This is a genomic window from Anaerostipes sp. Marseille-Q3525 (assembly GCF_018223505.1).
Taxonomy (GTDB): Bacteria; Bacillota; Clostridia; order Lachnospirales; family Lachnospiraceae; genus Anaerostipes; species Anaerostipes amylophilus.
The window spans coordinates 44,905-63,045 of the sequence record NZ_JAGTTT010000017.1 but is presented as its reverse complement, the minus strand read 5'-3'; the positions used below and the strand labels follow the sequence as shown (position 1 = coordinate 63,045).

The window sequence follows — 18,141 nt, the reverse complement described above, 5'->3', positions numbered from 1 at the left end:
AATTATGGTAAAATACAATAGCATAAATTTTGCATAAATCGAAAAAAGAGAACCCTGAAACCCTCCTTTTTACGTGCTTTAGCGACACGTAGGATTATTCGAGCCCCGTCTATCGCTCTTTTATAAAAGTCTTAGAACTTAGGAGTTATCTAGGTTTTAGGGCTTTTTTATTTTGTTATACAGTTTTTGCCAAAGTTTTTGAAAAGATAATTAATGCATATTTATCCAAGAAATTATTGATAATTCTAAAAAGAATGATTATAACATAAATAATAAAATATAGACAATAGAAATATTATTTGATATAATCAATTAACTTAAAATGGTTTAGGACATGAAAGAAATTATGATGATAGAAAAAAAGATAAAAAAATATGTAGTTGTTATTATATGTGTATTAAGTATGATAACATTAGGAAAAAAGACAGAAAATATATTTGCAAGTGATAAAAAATCAAAAGATATGGAAAATACCTTATTATCCTTCTATATAAAAAATGTATCAAATGTCGAAAGCATTAAATATATTCCATTGGATAAAAAAATAATAGGAAATAAAAGAATAACGGATAAATCAAACGTTGTAGATATTGGATTTGGAGAATATTATATTAAAGTTAAAGATGAAAAAAAGGAACTACAAGAACCAGTTTATTCTTCTTGGTATGAGTCACAGAGAGGTGGTATGCAAGTTCGTGAAAAATTATCAATAGAATATCAATTAAATAAGGATTATAATAATAAAAATCTGAGGATTTTAAAAAAAGTTGTTGAAGAAAATATTCATCCAAAAAATAAAATATTTATTTCTGCCTCACGATATGTCGATGTGAAAAATGGATATAAGAAAAATATCAAAGCATGTATTTTTTATCAAAGCTATAATATTCAACTTTATGAAAAAGATTTATTTTTTGATGATAAAATCACAACAGGAAAAATGAAAGTACCAATGGGAATTGTCTTTATTGTTAGTAAAGATATAAAACAATTACAGAATTAGAAATATATCATAATTGTAAATACGATTTTTGCACAAATTTTGCATAAATCGGAATATTAAAAACATTACAAAAGCATTACAAAAATATTTACAAAAAATGAAAAAAGTAGTATTATGTATAAGAAATCAAAAAATGGGAGGAAATATGAGACATAAAATCAAAAAAATAGTGATTTCTTATATTTTGAGTATTTGCTGTATTTTATCGTTTACGATAGGAAGCTTTAAATCGCATAATGTATATGCTTCATATTCAAGATATATAACAGCAAGATCCTTAACAGTTCGTAAGAAAGCATCTATCAAAGGAAAAGTTGCAGGATATTATAAAAAAGGGACAAAAGTTACTTGCTATAGCAAGAGTGGAAACTGGACGAAAGTTAAATATGGAAGTCACAAATATTATGTATCTACGAAATATCTTTCTACAAAGAAACCATCAACGGCTACAAAAAGTAGTACATATGTCCGTTATGTAACGGCAAGTTCTTTAACAGTTCGTAAAAAGGCAACAACAAGCTCAGCGAAACTGGGTTCTTATAAGAAAGGTACAAGTATTACCTGCTATGGAAATAAATCTGGATGGACAACGATAAAATATAGTGGAAAGAGTGCTTATGTAAGTTCTATTTATTTATCTTCGACTAAGCCATCTAAAACAAATTCAACAGTATCAAAAGGATGGCAGGTAGCTAACTATGCCAAACAGTTTATAGGGAATCCTTATAAATGGGGTGGAGAGAGCCTTACAAGGGGAGCAGACTGTTCTGGATTCACGATGAAAGTTTACCAGCATTTTGGATATTATCTTCCACATAGTTCTATTTCACAAAGAAGCTATGGAAAGTCTGTTTCATGGAGTAGTAAACAGGTTGGGGACTTAATCTGTTATAATGCTATCAATGGAGTTGGACATGTAGGAATTTATATTGGTAATAATAAAGTGGTTCATGCCGGAAGTACAGCAACAGGGATTCATACATCCACAGCCAATTACAGATCTGTTAATTGCGTTAGAAGAATTGTAAAATAGTTAATACATAAAATCTTAAATACAATAGATAGAGGAATCAGTGATATCAAGCAGATAACACTGATTCCTTTTTCGTTATGGGCTTATAGCCCTAGAGCAAACCACCCGTTGGACGGGTGGTCCTGATTTTGGATATTAAAAATATTAAGGAGTTATTACAAAGATATTTACAAGTTAAGAAAAGAATAGTAGAATAAGAAAGAAAAGGAGGATTTATGAAAAATAGAATAATCAAAACTACAATAACTTTTGCATTAAGCTTATGTTGTATATTTTCATTTTTAACAATTTCTAAGGCGCATGAAGTATATGCATCTTATTATAGATATGTAAATGCCAATTCACTTATTGTCCGCAAGACTGCATCATCAAAAGGTAAAGTTATGGGCTCCTACAAGAAAGGAACAAAATTAAAATGTTATAGCAAAAAGGGAGATTGGACAAGAATTAAGTATAAAAATTCTAAGTATTATGTAGCAACAAGATATCTGGCAACAAAGAAGCCAGCAGTGGCAACAACTACTACAGCTTTCAGTACAAAGACAAGTACATATACCCGCTATGTAACAGCCAGTTCTTTGACGATCAGAAAGCAGGCATCAACAAGTGCAGCTAAGGCTGGTTCTTATAAGAGAGGGACAAGCATTACATGTTATGGAAACAAATCAGGATGGACAACTGTAAAATACGGTGGAAATTACTGTTATGTAAGTTCAGATTATTTATCAGCAACAAAACCATCCACAACAAGTAGTTCATCACAGACAACAAGTACAGCAGCAAAAGGTGAAGAAGTCGCAAAATATGCATTGAGATTTAAGGGGTTAGCATATAAATGGGGCGGAGAAAGCCTGACAAGCGGAGTTGACTGTTCTGGATTTACAATGAAGATTTATGAACATTTTGGATATTCACTTCCACATAGTTCTACAGCACAAAGATACAGTGGAACAGCTGTTTCATGGGCAAATAAACAGCCAGGAGATCTGATCTGTTATGAGATGATCAAAGGAGTCGGACATGTAGGAATCTATATCGGTAATAATCAGGTGGTTCATGCAGGAAGTACTTCAACAGGAGTTCACGTATCTGCAGCGAATTACAGAGCAGTGAATTGTGTACGAAGAATCGTAAGATAAGATTTAAGAATAAAAGAATAAGAAGAGATAATAATGGCCGTATCAGTAATAAGTTGATACGGCTATTTTTAATTTGTACGAAAATCCTATAAAGTATAAAAAGGAAATCCTGTTAATTCAGAATTTCCTTTTAAATATTAATTTATATTGTTCTCTACAGAACTGCGTATTTTAAAATAAATAATACTGCAAGTACATACATCAAAGGTGTAATCTTCTTCGCTTTTCCGCAAGCTACATTTAAGATCACATAAGAGATGATTCCAATAGAGATTCCCTCAGAGATACTATAGAATAATGGCATAGCGATGATGCAAAGGTAAGCAGGTACCGCTTCTGTCATATTATCATCTGTAAATTTGATGTCAGAGATCGCTCCGAACATTAAGAATCCAACCATGATCAGCGCTGGAGCTGTTGCAAAGGATGGGATTGCTGTAAAGATCGGTGCAAATAATGTTGAGATCAGGAATAAGAATCCTGCGACAACAGCTGTTAAACCAGTACGTCCACCAGCAGCAACACCTGAAGAAGATTCAACAAAGGTTGTAACTGTAGATGTACCAAGTACGGCACCAGATGTAGTAGCAATAGCATCAGCCATTAATGCAGGTTTGATTCCAGGAAGTTTACCCTCTTCATCAAGCATTCCAGCTTTTGTGCTGACACCAACTAAAGTTCCAAGTGTATCAAACAGATCGACAAATAAGAAGGATAATACAACGGCAATAAAGTTAAAGATTCCAACTTTGCTTAAGTCATACTGGAAACATTTACCGAATGTTTCTCCCAATTTTGAGAAGTCTGTCATTTCAAATGTAGGGAACAGGCTGTAATATCCTGCGTTGATATCTGGAACATAGATTCCTGTTACCTGACAGATCATTCCAATGATCCATGTAGCAAGGATTCCGATCAGGATAGATCCAGGTACTTTTTTGATGTAAAGAATGACTGTGATCAGTAATCCAATGACTGCGAGTAAGGAACAGATTCCAGCAGAATGGAAGTCCTTTGTAAAGTCAGTGATCGTTAATAATGTTGAGTCATTTCCAACAACAAGTTTTGCATTCTGAAGACCAATGAAAGCAATAAAGATACCGATTCCGACAGAAACACCTTTTTTTAGGTTTAATGGAATCGCATCAAAGATTGCTTCACGAACATTTGTTAAAGATAATACGATAAAGATCAGACCTTCAACAAATACAGCAAGTAAAGCAACTTGCCAGTGATATCCCATTACGCCAACAACTGTGTATGCAAGATAAGCATTTAATCCCATACCAGCAGAAAGTACAAATGGCAGGTTCGCAGTAAGCCCCATACATAATGTTCCGATAAAGGAAGCGATACATGTAGCCAATAAGACGGCAGTAGGGTCCATACCAGCTGCAGAAAGCACACTTGGGTTTACCGCAAGGATGTAAGCCATTGTCATAAATGTAGTAATACCAGCGATGACTTCAGTTTTTACGGAGGTATGATTCTCCTTCAATTTAAATAAGTTTTCCAACATAGTTTTTCCGCATGTAAAAACATACGCTCCTTTCTTTATTGAAAATCGATAAAAAAGTGACAATCTAAAAGAAAACCACCTGGGGTATGATGGTTTTCTTTTTTGAAAAGAGAGGATTAAAAATATATATGAAAAAACTATACCTGTAGGATGTTTCCTGAAATTCTTTTTTGTCTTATCTTTTAGGTCTTTCCTTGAGGTATGGTTATAGTATAGTCATTTCCATTTCGAGATTCAATATACAGAATATAAACAAATATAAATGATTTATAAAATGACATTAAGAAATTCTTATCCGCAGTGAAAAAAGGATATGAATATTCTATTTTTTACAAAAACCTCACAAAATGATTCCGATTTTGATGATTTTCTTATATAATAATAACAAAGTCTAAAGGAGGAATTATTTTTATGCCAAAGAGAACAGATATTAACAAAGTGTTGATCATTGGATCTGGACCGATCATCATCGGCCAGGCATGCGAATTTGACTATTCGGGGACACAGGCGTGTAAAGCGCTTCGTAAACTTGGATACGAGATCGTATTGGTCAACTCCAATCCAGCAACGATCATGACAGATCCGGAAACAGCTGACGTAACTTACATTGAGCCACTGAACGCAGAACGTTTAGAGGAGATCATTGCGAAGGAACGTCCAGATGCCTTACTTCCAAACTTAGGTGGGCAGTCCGGATTAAATTTATGTGAAGAGTTATATAAAAAGGGTATTTTAGATAAGTATAATGTCAAAGTAATTGGTGTACAGGTAGATAGTATTGAACGTGGAGAAGACCGTATCGAGTTCAAGAAGACAATGGATGAACTTGGAATCGAGATGGCACGAAGCGAAGTTGCTTACAGCGTGGAAGATGGGCTAAAGATCGCTGATGAGCTTGGTTATCCAGTGGTACTTCGTCCAGCTTACACAATGGGTGGAGCCGGTGGAGGACTGGTGTACAACAAAGAAGAATTAAAGACCGTTATGGCAAGAGGACTTCAGGCAAGTTTAGTTGGGCAGGTACTTGTTGAAGAATCTATTCTTGGATGGGAAGAATTAGAGTTAGAAGTAGTTCGTGATGCAGAAGGAAATATGATTACAGTCTGTTTCATCGAGAATATCGACCCATTAGGTGTTCATACAGGAGACTCTTTCTGTTCTGCACCAATGCTTACAATCTCCGAAGAATGCCAGCAGAGATTACAGGAACAGGCATACAAGATCGTAGATTCTGTACAGGTTATCGGTGGAACAAACGTTCAGTTTGCACATGATCCAGTGACAGATCGTATCATCGTGATCGAGATCAATCCAAGAACATCAAGATCCTCAGCATTAGCATCCAAAGCAACAGGATTCCCAATCGCTTTAGTTTCCGCAATGCTTGCTGCAGGACTTACATTAAAAGATATTCCATGTGGAAAATATGGAACATTAGATAAATATGTACCAGACGGTGATTATGTCGTTATCAAGTTTGCACGCTGGGCATTTGAGAAATTCAAAGGTGTTGAAGACAAACTTGGAACACAGATGCGTGCCGTTGGTGAAGTTATGAGTATCGGTAAGACATACAAAGAAGCATTCCAGAAAGCAATCCGAAGCTTAGAGACAGGACGCTACGGGCTTGGACACGCTAAAGATTTCGATACTTTAACAAAAGAAGAATTATTAAAGAAATTAGTAACACCATCAAGCGAACGTCATTTCATCATGTACGAAGCATTAAGAAAAGGTGCTACTGTTGATGAAATCTTTGAACTGACAAAAGTAAAAACATACTTTATTGAGCAGATGAAAGAATTAGTTGAGGAAGAAGAAGCCCTTCTTGCATGCAAAGGAAACATGCCATCTGATGAAATGTTAACAGCAGCAAAGAAAGATGGATTCTCTGACAAATATTTAAGTCAGTTATTAGAAATCCCAGAAGAAGATATCAGAAATAAACGTATCTCCATCGGTGTGGAAGAAGCATGGGAAGGTGTGCATGTCAGTGGAACACCAGACAGTGCTTACTATTACTCAACATATAACGCAGAAGATAAGAATCCAGTTTCTACAGACAAGCCAAAGATCATGATCTTAGGCGGTGGACCAAACCGTATCGGACAGGGTATCGAATTTGACTACTGCTGTGTACATGCATCTCAGGCATTAAAGAAAATGGGATTTGAGACAATTATCGTAAACTGTAACCCAGAAACAGTATCTACAGACTACGATACATCTGATAAATTATATTTCGAGCCATTAACAGTCGAAGATGTATTAAGCATTTACAACAAAGAAAAACCATTAGGAGTGATCGCACAGTTTGGTGGGCAGACACCACTGAATATCGCTGCAGAACTTGAGAAAAATGGTGTGAAGATTCTTGGAACATCTCCATCTGTCATTGATCTTGCAGAAGACCGCGATCTGTTCCGTGAAATGATGGATAAATTAGAGATTCCAATGCCAGAATCAGGAATGGCAACAACGGTAGAAGAAGCATTAGAGATTGCAGGAAAGATCGGATATCCAGTGATGGTAAGACCTTCTTACGTTCTTGGTGGACGTGGAATGGAAGTTGTCTATGATGACGAAAGCATGACAGGATATATGAAAGCAGCTGTTGGTGTAACACCAGACCGCCCAATTTTGATCGACCGTTTCTTAAATCATGCAATGGAATGCGAAGCAGATGCGATCAGTGACGGAACGCACGCATTTGTACCAGCGGTAATGGAACATATCGAACTTGCAGGAGTTCATTCAGGAGATTCCGCTTGTATCCTTCCATCCGTTCATATTTCGGAAGAAAATTTAGCAACGATCAAAGAATATACAAGAAAGATCGCAGAAGAAATGCATGTCAAAGGATTGATGAACATGCAGTATGCGATCGAAGGTGGAAAAGTCTATGTATTAGAAGCAAATCCACGTGCATCCCGTACAGTACCTCTGGTGTCTAAAGTATGTAACGTGAGAATGGTACCACTTGCAACACAGATCATCACATCTGAATTAACAGGAAAACCATCGCCAGTACCAGAATTAAAAGAACAAAAAATTCCATACTATGGAGTCAAAGAAGCAGCCTTCCCATTCAATATGTTCCAGGAAGTAGACCCAGTTCTAGGACCAGAAATGCGTTCTACAGGTGAGGTTCTTGGATTATCCAAATCTTATGGGGAAGCTTTCTATAAAGCACAGGAAGGTGTTGGAGCGAAACTTCCTTTAGAAGGAACTGTATTGATCTCTGTAAACCGCAAGGATAAAGAAGAAGTCGTAGAAGTAGCGAAAGCATTTGATCAAGATGGATTCAAGATTCTTGCAACAAACAATACATGTAAGCTGTTAAATGAAGCAGGAATCAAAGCAGAGAAAGTCAATAAATTAAGTGAAGGAAGACCAAATATCCTTGATCTTATCACAAATGGTGATATTGACATTGTTGTAAACTCTCCAGTTGGAAAAGACAGTATTCATGATGATAGCTACTTAAGAAAAGGTGCGATCAAAGCAAAGATTCCATATTATACAACAATTGCAGCAGCGAAAGCGGCAGCAGAAGGAATTGCTTATGTAAAAGCACATGCAGATCAGAATGAAGAAGTAAATTCACTGCAGGGGTTACATGCACAGATTTCAGATTGATAAATTTAATATTTAGGAAATAAAATAAAAGAGGCATCTTCATGTGGTTATGGAGATGTTTCTTTTCTTTTTTTAATTTATAGGAAAGTTCGCCTTTGGCTCCTTCCCAAAAGAAAAATAGCCCACATAAAAGTGGGCAGAGCAAACAGATGATCATGGTTTTAGAAAATATAAAAACCTTCTTCACCAAAATCATCACCAAACACATCTTCATTTAGGAAATAATCCATATCCAGCAGGTCTGGGATGAAGAGTATATTTAATTTCTTCAGTGCTTTGTTGGAGATACTCTTTTATACAGTTATATAAAGCTTCAATATTATAAACAGCATCCATTTCGTCTTCTGCCCAAACATCAAGCCGTACTTGTCTTTTCAAGGGAGAGGTTCTGCTCTCATGCTCAGATTGTGGCCGGCGTTTGACTGAAATATTTGATGCTGATAACAGATGAAAGAAGAGACTCAAACATATTGTAAAATATTTACATGGAATATATTAACAAAAAATAATTATAAATGTCAATTTATAAAAGAGAAAAACTCCGGGGGTTTTCTTTTGTTAATTAACGAGTTACAATAGAAACAATATCTAAAATCAAATAAGGAGAGCGTTAAAACAATGAAAACAAATAAAAACATTTTGGTTGTTATGCCAGTAGAAGATGAACATAAAAAAACATTAGAGAAACATGCCAAAGGAAGTCATTTTGTATATAGTTCCTACGACAAGGTAACACCAGAGATGATAAAAGAAGCCAACATTATCATCGGAAATGTAGCTCCATTTTATTTAAAGGAAGCCAAAAATCTAGAATGGTTGCAGTTAAATTCAGCAGGAGCAGACCCATATGTAAAAAAGGGTGTATTACCGGAGAATGTAATCTTAACAAATGCAACAGGAGCTTATGGCCCTGGTGTTGCAGAACACATGTTAGCAGTGCTGTTTTCACTTCAGAAGAAGTTACATCTGTATAGAGATAATCAGAACCAATGCCAATGGCATGATGAAGGGGCTGTTATGTCATTACGAGGTGGTACATTACTGATCGTTGGACTTGGGGATATTGGATTATACTTTGCAAGATTGATGAAAAATTTTGGTTATCACATTATCGGAATCAAAAGAAGACTTGGACAGGTACCACAAGATGTTGATGAACTTCATACAATGGATGATCTAGATAAATTATTGCCAGAAGCAGATGTAGTATTTTCCATATTACCAGATTCAAAAGCTACAAGAAACATTTACAATAAACAGCGATTCAAAGAAATGAAAAATACAGCAATTCTCTTAAATGCAGGAAGAGGAAGCGCTGTCAATACAGAAGATCTATGCGAAGCACTGATTCAGGGAGAAATCTACGGGGCAGGTTTAGATGTAACAGATCCAGAACCGCTTCAGACACAGCATAAATTATGGAATATCGAAAATGTGATCATCACACCACATATTTCAGGAGATTTTCATCATCCGGCAACATTATATCGAATTGTGGATATTGCTGCGGGAAATCTGCAGAGATATATGGCGGGAGATGGACTGATGAATGTGGTGGATATGGAGACAGGATATAAATCCTGATTTGCGACGGTAGGATTTCGTATATGTGACGGAAATATTTCTTGTTATCTTATTTCCGTCACATAAAACTGAAGTCTATCGAAACCACTATACAGAGTGTATGTTATAGGGTATTGGCTGATAAGTTTTGTATTCGTTAACAGAAGATTCAAGAGACTTATGAATACTGATTTAATGAGATGTTTGAGCTACATTCAAACTTCATATCATCTGTCTGAGAAAACCTTAATTCATATCCAATACCATTCTCCACACACATCCCCTTAAAATTCCACCGCATCGCGTTCAGTTGCTTATTTATTTTTTATCATATACTCGAAATATACAGTTGGCCAACTATAAATTAAAATTATTCAATTTCTACAAAAAAAGACCGCTCATAACGAGCGGCTACTTTTCTGAAAAGAGAGGATTAAAAATATATATGAAAAACTATGTCTTAAGTATATCAAAATCCTCAACTCATTCAATATATAAAGTATGAACAATTCTAAAGAATTTATAAACACTTCTAAACTAATTATGTTAACAGATGATAAAAATGCATTATTTGTTCATATAATAATATTTTGCATAAAGTCCACCAAAGGTGATCAATTCTTCATGTGTTCCGCGTTCTTTGATTGTTTGTCCGTCGATAACAAGAATTTCATCTGCGTTCTGAATGGTTGATAAACGGTGTGCAATTGTGATGGTTGTACGATTTTTGGAAAGTGCGTCCAGACTTTTCTGGATATGTTGTTCACTTTCGTTATCTAATGCACTGGTGGCTTCGTCTAATATTAAAATTGGTGGATTCTTTAGGAAGACTCTCGCAATGGAGATTCTTTGTTTCTGGCCGCCAGATAATCTTGTGCCTCGTTCTCCGACGAATGTATCATAGCCATCTGGTAATGTCATGATAAAGTCGTGGATATTTGCTTTTTTAGCAGCTTCGACAATTTCATCAAATGTTGCATCTGGTTTTCCGTAAGCAATATTTTCTTTCACACTGGCACCGAAGAGGTAAACATCCTGTTGGACGATACCGATGGAATTTCTAAGACTTTCTAATTTGATATTTTTAATATTCTGACCACCGATGGTAATGGAGCCGTCTGTGATATCATAAAATCTAGGAAGTAAAGAACAGATAGTTGTTTTTCCACCACCAGAAGGTCCGACAAGAGCAACGGATTTTCCAGATTTAATTGTGAAATCAATATGATTTAATACAATTTCATTGTCTTCATAACTAAATGAAACATCATGATAACAGATATCTCCATCAGGATGTTTCATATCAACAGCATCAACACAATCTGTGATCTCAGGTTCAATATCAATGATTGCCTGATAGCGGATAAAACCAGACATACCTTTCTGGATCATTTCAGTTAACTCTACAAGAATCTGAATTGGACTGATAAAGATTCCAATATATAACGCATACATCGCAAGGTCAGCGGCACTCATTTGTCCCAGAGCAATAAAATAACCTCCAGCAAGCAATGTTACAAGATACATCATTCCTTGAAAAAATGTATTCCCACTTTGGAAGCTTCCCATGGCATGATAATTATCACGTTTGGAATCTAAGAAAGCTTCATTTCCGAGGCGAAATTTCTCGCGTTCAATATCTTCGTTTGCAAAAGACTGTACAATACGGATTCCAGAGAGAGAATCTTGAAGGGATGCATTGATATCACCGATCTTTCTACGGTTATCGAGGAAAGTCGCTTGCATTCTACGGTTTTGTTTTGCACTAAAGAAGATCATAAGCAAAACGATCACAAGAAGAATGATGGCTAATTTCCACTGAATGATAAACAGGAAAATAAAAGATCCAACAATCTTTACAAGAGAGATAAACAAGTTCTCTGGTCCATGGTGGGCTGCCTCAGAAATATCAAATAGATCAGAGACAAGACGGCTCATCATCTGTCCAGTGTTATGCTGATCATAATAAGAAAAAGAAAGATTTTCATAATGATCAAAAAGTTTACGACGCATATCACGTTCCATCTGGGCACCCATGATATGTCCTTGACAGCTGACATAATATTTACAAAAAGCCTGAAAAACATAGCAGATAAATAAGATACCGCCAATCACAGGAAGTGTTTTAAGGATCGTAGAAGCATCTTTAAGAAATAAAGTTTTTGTAAGTGAACGAAGGATCTGTGGATAAGCAAGATCAACAAGGCTGATAAATGCTGCACAGATCAGATCAAAAATGAAGACTTTTTTGTAAGGTTTATAGTATTGGATGAATTTTTGAAAAGTATTCATAATAAAATAGTGACTCCTTCTTTAAAAATTTGATTGTATACAAACAACCAAAGCCTATCATACACTAATTTCTGAAAAATAAAAAGACCGCTCAATAAAATGAGCGGTTGCTTTTCTGAAAAGAGAGGATTAAAAAATATATATGAAAAACTATGTTTTAAGTATAGCAAAATCTGTGAGGTATTCAATATATAAAGTATGAACAATTCTAAAGAATTTATAAATAGTTATAAACAAAATATTGTGAGAGCTATAAAGTAAGCCGTCCTACTGTAAGGAAGTCATGAAGCAATTTGATTTTGTAGTACAGACTTCAGTAGGAATTCATGCAAGACCGAATAATAAAAATAATTTATGAATTTTATAAAAAACGTCTATAAATCTATTGACACAATATCAAAATTAATGTATCGTAAAAACATCAAAACAAGGAGAACAAAGATGACAACAAGTAAGATGAACAATTGCACATTCTATTACTTTAGCTTTCAGGGTTATTATTTTTATCCTGACTATTTTTGTTGCAATGAATCATCGCCAAAGCTTATGTCACTTTAAACAGACAAAGTAAAATATTTAAGGCATGCATTCTTGCAACAGAGTGCATGCCTTTTCTTTTTCTAAAGGTACCGTAGAAAAAAGCTGCACACTTTGTATGGAACACACATATTGCATAGCCGGGAAAGGACAAAGAACATGATTATTATTTTAAAGAAACAGGCGGAAGAGGCACAGATCAATGCATTAAAGAAAGAGATGACAGACCAGGGATTAGGAATTCATGAATCTGAAGGTGTGAATACAAGAATCCTGGGATTAGTAGGAGATACTTCTATTGTAGATATGCGTCACATTATGGCAAACAGCATTGTTGAAAATGTACAGCGTATTCAGGAACCATACAAGAAAGCCAACAGAAAATTCCATCCAAATGATACAATTGTCGATGTAAGTGGAGTAAAAGTCGGAGGAGGAAATTTTCAGGTAATCGCAGGTCCATGTTCCATAGAGACAAAAGAACAGATCACAGAAGTAGCAAATGATGTGAAAAATTCCGGTGCAGGGCTTTTAAGAGGAGGAGCTTTCAAACCAAGAACTTCTCCATACTCTTTCCAGGGACTCCATGGTGACGGATTAAAATTATTATTAGAAGCAAAGAAAGCAACAGGACTTCCAGTTGTCACAGAAATCATGGATGCGAGTCACCTTCCATTATTCGAGGATGTTGACCTGATTCAGGTTGGGGCAAGAAATATGCAGAACTTTGAATTATTAAAAGAATTAGGAAAGATTGACAAACCAATCCTTTTGAAACGCGGACTTGCAGCAACAATTGAAGAGTGGCTTATGAGTGCAGAATATATTATGGCAGGAGGAAATGAAAATGTAATCCTTTGTGAAAGAGGAATCAGAACATATGAGACAGCAACAAGAAATACTTTAGATCTGTCTGCCATTCCTGTTATCAAGAAGAAATCACATCTTCCAGTAATGGTTGACCCATCTCATGCAACAGGAATCCGAGAGATGGTAGAACCACTGTCATTAGCAGCGATCGCAGCAGGAGCAGACGGACTTATGGTAGAAGTTCATAATAATCCAGCAAAAGCACTATGTGACGGACCACAGTCATTGACACCAGAGCAGTTTGACAGTTTAATGAATAAAGTAAATAAAACAAGACAGTTTTTTGAAACATTATAAATATCTTGCTGACAACAGCAAATTGGGATATACTATAGCTAAATAAAGAAAAAGATAACCCGGGAATCTAAGGATTTCCGGGTGTTTGTCAGTGTGACAAAATGACTTTGATTTAAGAAAAGGAGAAGCATTTTATGAAAGTAATCGTTGGACTGGGAAATCCAGGAAAGAAATATGATAATACAAGACACAATATTGGATTTGAAGCCCTTGATTATATTGCAGACAAAGAAGGCATAAATATAAATACAGGGAAATATAAGGCATTGATTGGAACAGGTTATATGGGAGGAGAGAAAGTTCTTCTTGTAAAACCACAGACATTTATGAACTTAAGCGGGGAAAGTCTACGTCCGATCATGGATTTTTATAAATTAGAACCAGAAGATTTTATTATCATTCATGACGATATAGATCTTGATGTCGGCAGATTACGCATCCGAAGAAAAGGAAGTGCCGGTGGCCATAATGGATTAAAAAGTATTATCAATCATTTAGGAAGCATGGATTTTCCAAGAGTGAAGATTGGTGTCGGAGAGAAACCAAAAGGATACGATCTGGCAGATTATGTGTTAGGACATTTTACAAAACAGGAACAGGCAATTTTTGCGGAACGTTTTGATGAAGTGTACGATGCCGTACAGCTGATCGTTATGGGCGACATCACAGAAGCGATGAATCGCCACAATAAGAAAAAGCAGGGATAAAAAGTGTTAAAACATATATTAAAAGATGATCCGGTATATAGACAGCTAAAAGATGGAATTGAAGACTACAGAGGTCCTATTCTGGTGTCAGGATGTACGGATACGGCTAAATGGCATCTTACAAGTCTGATCGGAAATAAAAAGAAAAAACAATTTAAGATCATTATTGTGCCAGATGAAAATAAGGCAAGACAGTGGGTGGAAGCAAGTCATTTCTTTGGAGAAAAAGCACAGTATATTCCAGCAAAAGATCCATTATTTTATACAGCAGACGTTCATGGAAATGCGATTGCAAGAGACCGTATGCTGGCGATCAAAAAGATCCTTGATGATAAATGTGGAATATTTGTTATGACGATTGATGCGGTGATGGATCAGGTTGTTCCATTAAGCGATATCAAGAATCACAAAATGACTTTCAAAACAGGAGAAACATTAGAAGAAGCAGCAATTGCTGAAGAATTTGTTGCTAGAGGCTATGAAAAAGCACCATTTGTTGAGGCACCTGGAGAGTTTGCGGTTCGTGGAGGTATTATCGATATTTTTCCTTATACTCAGGAAAGTCCATATCGAATTGAACTTTGGGGAGATGAAATTGATTCTATCCGTAGCTTTGATAAAGAAAGTCAGAGATCGATCGAAGAAGTAGAGACGCTTACGATCTATCCGGCATCCGAGATCATTTTGAATCAGCCAAGAATCGATCATGGTCTTCGCCAGATGGAAGAAGATTACGAAAAATTAATTCAGAAATTCAAGAAAGAGAAAAAGACAGATCAGCAGTTACGTTTAAAAAAAGAAATGAATCGTGTCCGCGAGGAGTTAAGAGAACTTCATATGCTGATTGGAGTCGAAGGATATCTTCCTTATTTTTATGACAATACAGAATGTATCTTGGATTATTTTCCAAAAGAAAGTCTGATCTATTTTGATGAACCAAAACATATCAGAGAAAGAGCAGATGCATTTTATCTTGAATATTCAGAAAGTATGAAAAGTCGACTGGAAGGTGGATATCTGCTTCCAAAACAGGCACATACCGTGACAGATTATGAAAGTATTTTATATCAGATTGAGAAACATCCGATCATCAGTTACTCTGTTATTTCCACAGAGATCAATGATTTTGTTGTATCAAAAACTTTATTTATGGAGACAAAATCGATACAGTCCTACAACAATAGTTTTGAAGAACTGGTCAAAGATCTTACAAAATATCAGGAAAAAGGTTATAAGATTGTTGTTGCATCTCCATCTGTTACAAGAGCCAAACGTTTAAGTGATGATCTGAGAGAAAATGGATTGGTTGTTACCTATGATAAAGAACTGACACATGAAGTAGAAGCAGGACAGATTGTTGTGACAGCAGGAAAGCTTCTTACAGGAATTGAGTATCCAGCAGTCAAATGGGTGTTGATTTCTGAAGGAGATATTTTTAAAGGAAGAAAAGAAAAACAGCGTAGAAAAAAAGAAAAGAAAAAGCTGGGACAAAAAATTCACAGTTTTGCGGATATCAATATCGGGGATTATGTTGTTCATGAAAAACACGGAGTCGGTATTTATCGTGGAATCGAAAAGATCACAACGGATGGGGTTGAAAAAGATTATATCAGTATTGAATATCAGGGTGGAGATAATTTATTTATTCTTGCATCAGCCTTAGATCAGATCGCAAAATATGCAAGCGCGAATGCCAGAAAGCCAAAGCTTCATAAATTAGGCGGTAATGAATGGAAGAAGACAAAGACCCGTGTTAAAGGACAGGTTAAAGATATTGCGGAAGAACTTGTACAACTATATGCTATAAGACAGGCAAAAGAAGGATATGTCTATGATAAGGACTCTGTATGGCAGAAAGAATTTGAAGAATTATTCCCATACGATGAGACACAAGATCAGTTAAATGCAATTGATGATACGAAACGTGATATGGAAAGCAAAAAGATCATGGACCGTCTGATCTGTGGAGATGTTGGTTATGGAAAGACAGAAGTAGCGATTCGTGCAGCATTTAAAGCAGTAGATAATGGAAAACAAGTGGCCTACCTTGTGCCGACAACCATTCTTGCGCAACAGCATTACAATACATTTGCCCAGAGATTTCATAATTATCCGATCACAGTTCGTATGATGTCAAGATTTTGTACTCCAAAAGAACAGAGAGAGACGATCGAAGGTTTGAAAAATGGGACTGTAGATGTTGTGATCGGAACACATCGCCTGCTTTCAAAAGACATGCAGTATAAGAATCTTGGGCTTCTCGTTATTGACGAAGAACAGCGGTTTGGAGTTACTCATAAAGAGAAGATCAAGACAATGAAAAAAGATGTCGATGTTCTTTCCTTATCAGCAACACCGATTCCAAGAACACTGCATATGAGTCTGATCGGAATCCGTGATATGAGTGTATTAGAAGAACCGCCACATGATCGAAGAGCAATACAGACTTATGTAATGGAATATAATGAAGAACTGGTGAAAGAAGCAGTTTATCGCGAAATGACTCGCGGTGGACAGGTATATTACGTGTATAATCGTGTTAATAACATTGCAGAAGTTACCGCAGAACTTCAGAAATTGCTGCCAGATGCTAAAGTTGCATTTGCTCATGGACAGATGAAGGAGAAGGAACTTGAAGAGATCATGATGGGATTTATGAATCATGAGATCGATGTTTTAGTTTCTACAACGATCATCGAGACAGGACTTGATATTCCGAATGTTAATACAATGATCATTCACGATGCAAACCAGCTTGGATTATCTCAGTTATACCAGTTAAGGGGACGTGTCGGAAGATCTAACCGAAATGCATTTGCATTTTTAATGTATAAGAAGAACACATTGCTAAAAGAAACAGCAGAAAAACGTCTTCAGGCAATTCGAGAATTTACAGATCTGGGTTCTGGATACAAGATTGCAATGAGAGATCTTGAAATCCGTGGGGCAGGAAATCTTCTCGGGCAGGCACAGTCTGGCCATATGGAAGCTGTTGGATATGATCTTTATTGCAAAATGTTAAATGAAGCAGTCCTTAAATTAAAAGGAGAACTTCATGAAGAGGAGGAATTTGATACGACCCTCGATCTTGACATCAGTGCATTTATACCAGCAACTTATGTATACAATGAATATCAGAAACTGGAATTATACAAACGAATTTCTTCAATTGAATCAAAAGATGAGATGGAAGATATGACAGACGAGTTGATCGATCGTTTTGGGGAAATGCCAAAGGCAGTCTATAATCTTTTATATGTTGCATATTTAAAAGCATTAGCTCATCATGCCTACATGACAGATGTGAAACAAAAAGGAGAAAAAATCTCATTTGAAATGAAGCCAGATGCAGCAGTAGATGTAGAAAAAATACCAGAAGTATTAGAAGAGTACAAACACGAATTATCCTTTCAGGCAGGAAAGAATCCAACATTTGTATTAGATCTTTCAAAAACAAAGAAAGTAAAACAGTTGGAAAAGATTGAACATTGTGTGAACTCGCTCAATTCATTGATAATCCGATAGTTTTATGCTATAATATC

11 protein-coding genes are annotated in these 18,141 nt (G+C 35.8%); 8 read left to right on the top strand and 3 right to left on the bottom strand.

The genetic code is table 11. From position 1 onward, the window contains the following. The first annotated feature begins 334 nt into the window (after nt 1–334). The 3 genes from KE503_RS09290 (at nt 335) to KE503_RS09280 (ending at nt 3,175) form a co-directional block, all read left to right on the top strand. Nucleotides 335–1,003, top strand: coding sequence for a hypothetical protein (locus KE503_RS09290; RefSeq protein ID WP_249183019.1), 669 nt, complete (start codon nt 335–337; stop codon nt 1,001–1,003). Between the two features lie 145 nt (nt 1,004–1,148). Beyond that, a complete protein-coding gene (locus KE503_RS09285; RefSeq protein ID WP_249183018.1) occupies nt 1,149–2,036 on the top strand; it encodes a C40 family peptidase in 888 nt (295 codons plus the stop codon). A 215-nt stretch (nt 2,037–2,251) separates the two neighbouring features. After that, a complete protein-coding gene (locus KE503_RS09280) occupies nt 2,252–3,175 on the top strand; it encodes a C40 family peptidase (protein ID WP_212385056.1) in 924 nt (307 codons plus the stop codon). Nucleotides 3,176–3,329: 154 nt separating this feature from the next. Here KE503_RS09280 and KE503_RS09275 read toward each other — a convergent pair whose 3' ends face one another. Continuing rightward, nucleotides 3,330–4,694, bottom strand: a complete 1,365-nt coding sequence (locus tag KE503_RS09275) for an NCS2 family permease (protein WP_212385055.1) — start codon at nt 4,692–4,694, stop codon at nt 3,330–3,332. A 411-nt stretch (nt 4,695–5,105) separates the two neighbouring features. On the opposite strand from KE503_RS09275, the gene carB reads away from it, so the two are divergent. Continuing rightward, nucleotides 5,106–8,333 carry a carbamoyl-phosphate synthase large subunit gene (gene carB / locus KE503_RS09270; RefSeq protein ID WP_022374574.1) on the top strand — a complete coding sequence of 1,076 codons (3,228 nt, stop codon included), beginning with the start codon at nt 5,106–5,108 and terminating at the stop codon, nt 8,331–8,333. Nucleotides 8,334–8,543: 210 nt separating this feature from the next. Here the strand turns inward: carB and KE503_RS09265 are convergent, their stop codons facing one another. Then, on the bottom strand, nt 8,544–8,711 hold the full coding sequence (locus KE503_RS09265; RefSeq protein ID WP_212385059.1) for a hypothetical protein: 168 nt from the start codon (nt 8,709–8,711) through the stop codon (nt 8,544–8,546). A gap of 240 nt (nt 8,712–8,951) precedes the next feature. Between KE503_RS09265 and KE503_RS09260 the strand changes: the two genes are divergently transcribed. After that, nucleotides 8,952–9,917, top strand: coding sequence for a D-2-hydroxyacid dehydrogenase (locus KE503_RS09260; protein ID WP_212385054.1), 966 nt, complete (start codon nt 8,952–8,954; stop codon nt 9,915–9,917). Nucleotides 9,918–10,463: 546 nt separating this feature from the next. Here the strand turns inward: KE503_RS09260 and KE503_RS09255 are convergent. Continuing rightward, entirely contained in the window at nt 10,464–12,188 is a 1,725-nt protein-coding gene (locus KE503_RS09255; protein WP_212385053.1) for an ABC transporter ATP-binding protein, read from the bottom strand. A 696-nt stretch (nt 12,189–12,884) separates the two neighbouring features. Here KE503_RS09255 and aroF point away from each other — a divergent pair. From aroF to mfd, 3 genes are all read left to right on the top strand, one after another. Further along, a complete protein-coding gene (gene aroF / locus KE503_RS09250) occupies nt 12,885–13,892 on the top strand; it encodes a 3-deoxy-7-phosphoheptulonate synthase (RefSeq protein WP_022374659.1) in 1,008 nt (335 codons plus the stop codon). Nucleotides 13,893–14,026: 134 nt separating this feature from the next. Further along, nucleotides 14,027–14,599 (top strand): aminoacyl-tRNA hydrolase, encoded by a 573-nt coding sequence (gene pth, locus KE503_RS09245; RefSeq protein WP_022374660.1) that lies wholly within the window; start codon nt 14,027–14,029, stop codon nt 14,597–14,599. Nucleotides 14,600–14,602: 3 nt separating this feature from the next. Further along, complete coding sequence (gene mfd / locus KE503_RS09240) at nt 14,603–18,124, top strand: transcription-repair coupling factor (RefSeq protein ID WP_117944518.1); 3,522 nt, start codon at nt 14,603–14,605, stop codon at nt 18,122–18,124. Nucleotides 18,125–18,141 lie beyond the last annotated feature (17 nt).

Coding starts and splice junctions, on each gene's coding strand:
- KE503_RS09290 (WP_249183019.1), top strand. CDS start 335: ATGAAAGAAATTATGATGATAGAAAAAAAGATAAAAAAATATGTAGTT.
- KE503_RS09255 (WP_212385053.1), bottom strand. CDS start 12,188: ATGAATACTTTTCAAAAATTCATCCAATACTATAAACCTTACAAAAAA.
- KE503_RS09285 (WP_249183018.1), top strand. CDS start 1,149: ATGAGACATAAAATCAAAAAAATAGTGATTTCTTATATTTTGAGTATT.
- carB (WP_022374574.1), top strand. CDS start 5,106: ATGCCAAAGAGAACAGATATTAACAAAGTGTTGATCATTGGATCTGGA.
- KE503_RS09260 (WP_212385054.1), top strand. CDS start 8,952: ATGAAAACAAATAAAAACATTTTGGTTGTTATGCCAGTAGAAGATGAA.
- aroF (WP_022374659.1), top strand. CDS start 12,885: ATGATTATTATTTTAAAGAAACAGGCGGAAGAGGCACAGATCAATGCA.
- KE503_RS09280 (WP_212385056.1), top strand. CDS start 2,252: ATGAAAAATAGAATAATCAAAACTACAATAACTTTTGCATTAAGCTTA.
- KE503_RS09275 (WP_212385055.1), bottom strand. CDS start 4,694: ATGTTGGAAAACTTATTTAAATTGAAGGAGAATCATACCTCCGTAAAA.
- pth (WP_022374660.1), top strand. CDS start 14,027: ATGAAAGTAATCGTTGGACTGGGAAATCCAGGAAAGAAATATGATAAT.